The following is a 7,980-nucleotide window of genomic DNA, read 5'->3' on the forward strand; positions in this document are numbered from 1 at the left end:
ATGTGGGAGCGGGCTTGCTCGCGAATGCGGTGCGTCAGTCAACCTATCTGGTACTGACACACCGTATTCGCGAGCAAGCCCGCTCCCACATTTTTAATCCAGATCATCCAGGTATTTCAGCGCGAATTTTTCAGTCGCCAATCTCGCCGGCAATAACAGATGCGGCGCCACCAGCATCATGATCTGGTAAACCACCACCCGCACTTCGCCCTCTCGGTCCAGAACCCGCTGATAATCCAGGGAAAACAGCAACGTCAGGGTGATTTGCTCCACCAATTGCCCCAACGCCTGAGTGCCACTGACCAATTGCCCCGAGGCTTTCAACCGCGCGAGTAACGAGGCGAGCGTACGTTTGAGCGCCGTCAGCAGGTGGCGAATGCCCTTGGCCAGCTTCGGCAGGCGCCCCGCCAGGTTCGACAGGTCCTGAAACAGAAAGCGGTAATGGGCCATGCGCTCGACGATCAGGTGCAGGAACAGCCAGTAATCCTCAGGCTTCAACTGCGCATCCGCCGGCGGGTCGAGCAGCGGCGCCAGCTCACACTGAAAGCGCTCGAACAAGCCGAGCACCAGCGGCTCCTTGCCATGGAAGTGGTAGTAGAGGTTGCCGGGGCTGATCCCCATTTCATTGGCCACCTCCATGGTCGACACGTTCGGTTCGCCCTTGTGGTTGAACAACTGCAGGGCACATTCAAGGATTCGGTCGCGGGTCTTCATCCAGTCTTCTTAATGTGATCGTTGAGCTCAGCGCACCCGCACATACGTGCCCGGCGCCGCTTCCATCGGTGGGTAGTTCTGGTTGCCCAGTGCGGTGAGGGTTTCGCGCTGCACGCCCGAGCGCTGTTGAATCCACGCCAGCCACTGCGGCCACCAACTGCCCTCGACGTGGCTGGCGTCGTAATACCAGGCGCGCGGGTCGCTGCTCAGCCTGAGGTTTTCGACGTAGTTGGCCTTGGGGTTGCCCGGCGGGTTGAGAATGCTCTGCACATGGCCGCTGTTGGACAGCACGAAGCGCTTCTCACCGCCCAGCAATTGGGTGGAGCGATACACCGCGTCCCACGGCGTTATGTGGTCGTTGATCCCGGCCACGCTGAAGCTGTCCACCGTGACCTTCTGTAAGTCGATGGGCGTGCCGCACACCTCCAGGCCGCCGGGATGGCTCAGCGGGTTGTGCTTGAAGAAGTCCAGCAGGTCGCCATGCAGTGCGGCGGGCAGGCGCGTGTTGTCGTTGTTCCAGTACAGAATGTCGAAGGCCGGCGGCTCCTTGCCCAGCAGGTAGTTGTTGATCCAGTAATTCCAGATCAGGTCATTGGGGCGCATCCAGGCGAACACCTTGGCCATGTCGCGACCGTCCAGCACGCCTTGCTGATAAGACCGGCGCTTGGCGGATTCGAGGGTTTGCTCATCGGCGAACAGCGTGGCCGGGCTGTCGATCTGGCTGTCCAGCAGGCTTACCAGATAGCTGGCGCTGGAGACGCGCCGCAGTTGGCGCTTGGCCTGCAAATGACCTTGCAGCGCGGCGATGGTCAGGCCGCCGGCGCAGGCGCCCATCAGGTTGACCTCACGGGCTCCGGTGATTGCCCGGCACACGTTGAGCGCTTCTTCCAGCGCTGCCACGTAAGTGGACAGGCCCCATTCGCGATGACGCACGTCCGGGTTGCGCCAGCTGACCATAAACGTCTGCAGGCCGTTCTTGAGTGCGTACTGCACGAAGCTATTGGCCGGGCTCAGGTCGAAAATGTAGTACTTGTTGATTTGCGGCGGCACGATCAGCAGTGGCTTGGCGTACTGTTTTTCGCTCATGGGCTTGTACTGGATCAGTTCCAGCAACTCATTACGAAACACCACCGAGCCAGGCGTAGTCGCCACCGTCTTGCCAACTTCAAACGCGTGCTTGCTGACCTGGCGTGGCAGGCCGTTGTTGTGCAGCAGGTCATCAAACAAGTTGCTGACGCCGCGCACCACGCTGTTGCCGCCTGAGTTGAGCAGTTCCTTGACCGCCAGCGGGTTGAGCAGGGTATTGGACGGCGATACCGCATCGTTAAGCAGCGAGAAAGCAAACTGCGCGCGGGCCCGGTCATCCGCGTTGAGGGTGCTGTCGTCGATCCAGTGCCGCGTTTGTTTCTGCCAGCTCAAATACGCCTGCAGGCTGCGGCGGTACAGCGGGTTGAGTGCCCACGTCGGGTCGCTGAAGCGGCCGTCGTTGGGGTTGGGTTCATGCACGGTTTCGCCCAGCAGCACGCGGCCCAATTGCCCGCCGAGCGCCAGGGCGTGACGGGCAGTGTGCACCGGGTTGCGCAGGCTATGGGCGGCGACGCTGCGCAGGGTCGACAGCAAGTCCCGACCCCGCAGGCCGGTGATCGCGTTTTGCGCATTGATGAACGCGGCAGGGGTGGGCGCCGGGTTCGTCACGGGTCTTTCTCGCATGAGCCAACACTCCTTCGTCAAGCCATCAACGGGCACGCCAATCCAGAACCATAGTCGGTTTTGCCAGAGTTGCGTGGTGGGTCATCCTGACCCTGAACCTCTACAACGCGGGTCGCGGGTGAATCACCGCGCGCAGGCGCTCCTCCTCGAGAAACTTCATGATGATCGGCGCCACAGCCTCGGCCCGAGTGATCAGGAACAGGTGGCCGTCATCGATGATGTGCAACTGTGCGTTGGGAATGCGCCAGGCGAGCATGCGCATGTTGATCAGCGGGATCAGCGGGTCGTCGTCCCCGGCCAGCACCAGGGTCGGCTGACGGATCTTGTGCAGCCAGTGGATGCTGGTCCAGCCCAGCCCGGCGAATAGCTGCCAGTAGTAGCCCAGCTTGCCCGCCGAGCGCACTTTACTGGCATGTTCGGCGGCAAGTTTCGAGTCACGGCGGAACGAGCCGCCATAAATCATCGGCGCAATGCGCACCACATGGGACGGCTGGATGTAGCGGCGGGGGCTTGCCATCAGCCACAGCACTTTCGGCTTGCCCGGCACCATCACCGCACCGGCCGCCGTGGCCGCCAGGATGAGTTTTTTGCAGCGTTCCGGGTAGTCGTAGGCAAACTGCTGCGCCAGCGCGCCGCCCCACGACACGCCCACCGCGTTCACTTGGCCGTAGTCCAGGTAATCGAGCATGCGCGCGGTGAGTTTGGCCAGACCGGGGAATCGATAGGGGCGGTTGGGCGTCGAGGAACCGCCCACGCCCGGCACATCGAAGGCGATCACTTCCAGGTCCGGGTCCAGTGCCTGGACGAACGGAAACACCAGCTCAAGGTTGGCGCCGATGCCATTGAAGATCAGCAGCGGCGTCAAATGAGGCTTGCCCGGGCGTACCGCCGTGCGGAGGGTCTGGCCATCCAGGTCGATGGTACGGAAGATGAACGGTTGCGGCATGCTCAAGCCCTGTCAGGTGGTGCAAAAGTCCAATGGGCGGCGCGGTTCATGTGGGAGCTGGCTTGCCTGCGATAGCAATCTGTCAGTCAGCTCATTGTCCAGCTGACCCACCGCAATCGCAGGCAAGCCAGCTCCCACATTTGATCTCATTCCAGCCTACCTTTCGTGAACGTATGTACCCGGCGCCGCCTCACCGGCGGTATAGGTTTTATTACCCAGGCTTGCAGGTGCTTTCTTCAACTTGCCCGCTCGCTCCGCCTGCCACACTTGCCAGTGCAGCCACCACGAGTCGGTGTGTTTGGTGGCATTCTCCTGCCAGTCCAACGGCTTCGCCGCCAGGCTGTCGCTGGTCTGATAACGCGCCTTGGGGTTGCCCGGCGGGTTGAGGATGCTCTGGATATGCCCACTGCTGGACAACACAAACTCCACCTTGCCGCCAAACAATTGCGCCGATTTGTAGCAGGACTGCCACGGCGTGATGTGGTCGTTGGTGCCGGCCAGTGAATAGATATCGGCCGTGACCTGCTTGAGGTCGATCGGTGTGCCGCACACTTCCAGGGCGTTGGCGCGCACCAGCGGGTTGTTCTTGAACAGCTCGATCAGGTCGCCATGGAACGCGGCCGGAAGGCGCGTGGTGTCGTTGTTCCAGAACAGGATGTCAAACACCGGCGGCTCGTTGCCCAGCAGGTAGTTGTTGACCCAGTAGTTCCAGATCAAGTCATTGGGGCGCATCCAGGCGAACACCTTCGCCATGTCGCGGCCTTCGAGTACGCCCGCCTGGTAAGAATGGCGCTTGGCGGCTTCCAGGGTCTGCTCGTCGACGAACAGCGCCACCTGAGTGTCCAGCGTCGTGTCCAGCACGCTCACCAGCAAGGTCAGGGCGTTGACCTTTTTCTCGCCGATTGCCGCGTAGTGGCCCAGCAGTGCGGTACAGGTGATACCGCCGGAGCAGGCGCCGAGCATGTTGATGTCTTTGCTGCCGGTAATTGCCGTGACCACATCCACCGCTTCTTTCAGCGCCTCGATATAGGTCGACAGGCCCCACTCGCGCTGGGCCTTGGTCGGGTTGCGCCAACTGACGATAAACGTCTGCTGGCCATTGCGCAGGCAAAAGCGCGCCAGGCTCTTTTCCGGGCTCAGGTCGAATACATAAAATTTGTTGATCTGCGGCGGCACCACCAGCAAGGGGCGCTCGTGCACTTGCTCGGTGATCGGCTTGTACTGGATCAGCTCCAGCACGTCGTTGCGAAACACCACGGCGCCTTCGGTGGTGCCCAGGGTTTTGCCGACTTCAAAGGCGCCCATGTTGACCTGGCTCGGCATGCCGCCGTTGTGCACCATGTCCTTGGCCAGATGAGAGAGGCCATCGAGCAAACTTTTGCCGCCGGTTTCAAAGAAGCGTTTGACCGCCGCCGGGTTGGCCGCGCTGTTGGTGGGGGCCATGGCTTCGGTCATCAGGTTGATCACGAAGTGGCCGCGGCTGATGTCCTGTTCCGACAGGTCGCTGCCGCCGATCCAGTCGTGCAGTTCCTTGCGCCACGCCAGATAGGTTTGCAAATAGCGTTTGTAGAGCGGGTTCTGGCTCCACGCCGGGTCCTGGAAGCGACGGTCATCGCCCTCTGGCACCAGCTGTGATTTGCCGAACATCACATTCTTCAACTCGACGCCAAAGTGGGCGACGTGCTTGACGCTGTGCAGCGGTTGTTTGATGGCTTGGGTCAGCACCATCTTCGCCGAAGCGAGCAAATCCTTTTTTCGTAACGCGATGATCGGGTTCAGCCCCAGGGTGTTTTCCGAGGCCTGGCGTTTCAAGTCATCGTTATTCTTGTTACTCATCTACGACGCTCCATTGTCCGAAAGACGAGTACCGGGTACCGCTGTGCACCCCTAATTTCGATACACAACACAAGCCAGGTACTGCGACTCGGGTGACCGTTAATACCGCATCGTCAAATGCAGGGAACTTGCCAGTTCCATTGGTTACCCGAGTTTAATTTTTTTCGCAAGCGGGCCAATCGTTGGCCACGGCAAGGGGCATTCAAGCAGATGAAATTAGAAAATGCCCTCTAAAGAGCGAGAAGCCCTGACTAGAGCATCAGCCGCACGACCGACTGGCTCGGGTCGCGGGTTTTTCCGGCGGCCTTGAGTTCGGCCAGGTAGTCGGCCCACAGCGCGTCCTGACGCACGGCCAATTGGTAGAGGTAGTCCCAGGTGAACAGGCCGCTGTCATGCCCGTCGTCGAAGGTCAATTTCAGTGCGTACTGACCGGCCGGTTCTATCTTGGTCAGGCGCACGTTGAGCTTGCCGAATTGCAGGATCGGTTTGCCGTGGCCCTGGACCTCGGCGGAAGGCGAGTGGGTGCGCAGCAGTTCGGCGGGGAGCTGGTAGACCTCATCGGGCCCGTAGGTGAGGCCGAGGGTGTTGGAGGTTTTGTGCAGGTTTACGGCGGTAGGGAATTTTGACATCGGTGATGATCCTGAAGAAACCGGCTTTAACATGTGGGAGCAGGCCTCTGTGGGAGCCGGGCTTGCCCGCGATGCAGGCACCTCGGTGTTTCAGAAACACTGAGGTGATGCTATCGCAGGCAAGCCAGCTCCCACAAAAGCCAGGCTCCTGTACAAGCCTTTTCCTGCATGAGACCTACAGGATATAACGAGACAGATCTTCGTTCTGCGCCAATTCGCCCAAGTGGCCGTTCACGTACTCAGCATCGATCTTGATCGCTTCGCCATTCTGCGCGCCGGCCATGTCGCCAGCGCTGAAGGACACTTCCTCGAGCAAGCGCTCAAGCAGCGTATGCAGACGACGCGCACCGATGTTCTCGGTCTTCTCGTTGACCTGCCAGGCAATCTCCGCCAGGCGTTTAATACCGTCCGGCAAAAACTCGATGGCCAGGCCTTCGGTTTTCAACAGCTCACGGTACTGCTCGGTGAGCGAGGCGTGCGGCTCGCTGAGAATGCGCTCGAAGTCGCCCGGGGTCAGCGCCTTGAGTTCCACGCGAATCGGCAGACGGCCTTGCAGCTCCGGCACCAGGTCGCTTGGCTTGCTCAGGTGGAACGCACCGGAGGCGATAAACAGGATGTGGTCGGTCTTGACCATGCCCAGCTTGGTGTTCACGGTGCAGCCTTCGATCAGCGGCAGCAGGTCGCGCTGCACGCCTTCGCGGGACACATCAACGCCGCCGGAATTGCCGCGCTTGGCCACTTTGTCGATCTCATCGATAAACACGATGCCATGCTGCTCAACGGCTTCCAGGGCCTTGGCCTTGAGTTCTTCCTCATTCACCAGGCGCCCGGCTTCTTCGTCGCGCACCAGTTTCAGCGCTTCCTTGACCTTGAGCTTGCGGCTTTTCTTCTTGCCCTTGCCCATGTTGGCGAACAGGTTCTGCAACTGGCTGGTCATTTCTTCCATGCCAGGCGGCGCGGAGATGTCGACGCCGGACACCTCGGCCACTTCGATCTCGATTTCCTTGTCATCCAGCTGGCCTTCGCGCAGGCGCTTGCGGAACAGCTGGCGGGTGTTGGAATCCGAGGCCGGTGCGGCGTCTTCGTTGAAACCCATGCGCGCCGGTGGCAGCAGGGCGTCGAGGATGCGGTCTTCGGCGGCGTCTTCAGCGCGGTGGCTGACCTTGGTCATTTCCTGTTCGCGCAGCAGCTTCAAGGCAGCGTCGGCGAGGTCACGAATGATCGACTCGACGTCGCGGCCCACGTAGCCCACTTCGGTGAACTTGGTGGCTTCGACCTTGATAAACGGTGCGTTGGCCAATTTGGCCAGGCGCCGGGCGATTTCGGTTTTACCGACACCGGTCGGGCCGATCATCAGGATGTTCTTGGGCGTTACTTCAACGCGCAGTTCTTCCGGCAGTTGCATCCGGCGCCAGCGGTTACGCAGCGCAATGGCAACGGCGCGCTTGGCATCGTCCTGGCCGATGATATGGCGATTAAGTTCATGGACGATTTCGCGGGGAGTCATGGACATAGTGTTTGGCGGCCTCAAGCGGAATAAGCCTACGGCTTACTCGGCGAGGTCCTGCTCCTCAATGGTCAGATTGTGGTTGGTGAACACGCAAATATCGCCAGCGATGCCAAGGGCAGTCTCAACGATTTCCCGGGCCGACAGGTCGGTTTTCTTCAACAGTGCGCTGGCGGCTGCTTGTGCATAACCACCGCCGGAACCCATGGCGATCAAGCCGTTTTCCGGTTCAACCACATCGCCGTTGCCGGTGATGATCAGGGAAGCGTCTTTGTTGGCCACTGCAAGCATAGCTTCCAGACGGCTGAGGGAGCGGTCGGTGCGCCATTCTTTGGCGAGTTCGACCGCGGCGCGTACAAGGTGGCCCTGGTGTTCTTCCAGCTGGCCCTCGAAACGCTCAAAGAGGGTGAAGGCGTCGGCGGTAGCGCCGGCAAAACCCGCGAGAACCTGGCCGTGGTACAGGCGACGAACTTTTTTCGCGTTGCCTTTCATCACGGTGTTGCCAAGGGAAACCTGGCCGTCGCCGCCCATGACGACTTTGCCGTGGCGACGTACTGAAACGATGGTGGTCAAGGGGAGAGTCTCCACGCAGCGGGGCGAAAATGCCCTGATGGAAACTGATATGGGGGTGGTGGGGG

The 7,980-nt window shown here is 60.6% G+C and carries 7 protein-coding genes; all 7 read right to left on the reverse strand.

Going from position 1 to position 7,980, the window contains the following annotated elements; all coding sequences use genetic code 11:
• Nucleotides 1-93: 93 nt before the first annotated feature.
• Nucleotides 94-714, reverse strand: coding sequence for a TetR/AcrR family transcriptional regulator (locus ACP7A2_RS26780; RefSeq protein ID WP_426136808.1), 621 nt, complete (start codon nucleotides 712-714; stop codon nucleotides 94-96).
• 27 nt (nucleotides 715-741) lie between these two features.
• Nucleotides 742-2,424 carry a class II poly(R)-hydroxyalkanoic acid synthase gene (gene phaC, locus ACP7A2_RS26785; RefSeq protein WP_426136809.1) on the reverse strand — a complete coding sequence of 561 codons (1,683 nt, stop codon included), beginning with the start codon at nucleotides 2,422-2,424 and terminating at the stop codon, nucleotides 742-744.
• Between the two features lie 100 nt (nucleotides 2,425-2,524).
• On the reverse strand, nucleotides 2,525-3,370 hold the full coding sequence (phaZ, locus tag ACP7A2_RS26790) for a poly(3-hydroxyalkanoate) depolymerase (RefSeq protein ID WP_348056081.1): 846 nt from the start codon (nucleotides 3,368-3,370) through the stop codon (nucleotides 2,525-2,527).
• A 156-nt stretch (nucleotides 3,371-3,526) separates the two neighbouring features.
• The gene (gene phaC, locus ACP7A2_RS26795) at nucleotides 3,527-5,206 is read right to left on the reverse strand and encodes a class II poly(R)-hydroxyalkanoic acid synthase (RefSeq protein ID WP_426136810.1); all 1,680 of its coding nucleotides are present in this window, start codon (nucleotides 5,204-5,206) and stop codon (nucleotides 3,527-3,529) included.
• 251 nt (nucleotides 5,207-5,457) lie between these two features.
• On the reverse strand, nucleotides 5,458-5,835 hold the full coding sequence (locus tag ACP7A2_RS26800) for a gamma-butyrobetaine hydroxylase-like domain-containing protein (RefSeq protein ID WP_078740297.1): 378 nt from the start codon (nucleotides 5,833-5,835) through the stop codon (nucleotides 5,458-5,460).
• 175 nt (nucleotides 5,836-6,010) lie between these two features.
• Nucleotides 6,011-7,348, reverse strand: coding sequence for an ATP-dependent protease ATPase subunit HslU (gene hslU, locus ACP7A2_RS26805; RefSeq protein WP_348056076.1), 1,338 nt, complete (start codon nucleotides 7,346-7,348; stop codon nucleotides 6,011-6,013).
• Nucleotides 7,349-7,384: 36 nt separating this feature from the next.
• Nucleotides 7,385-7,915, reverse strand: coding sequence for an ATP-dependent protease subunit HslV (gene hslV / locus ACP7A2_RS26810; RefSeq protein ID WP_426136812.1), 531 nt, complete (start codon nucleotides 7,913-7,915; stop codon nucleotides 7,385-7,387).
• Nucleotides 7,916-7,980: the final 65 nt, after the last annotated feature.

It is taken from the genome of Pseudomonas sp. PWP3-1b2, assembly GCF_049896045.1.
In the GTDB taxonomy this organism is placed as follows: domain Bacteria; phylum Pseudomonadota; class Gammaproteobacteria; order Pseudomonadales; family Pseudomonadaceae; genus Aquipseudomonas; species Aquipseudomonas antarctica_B.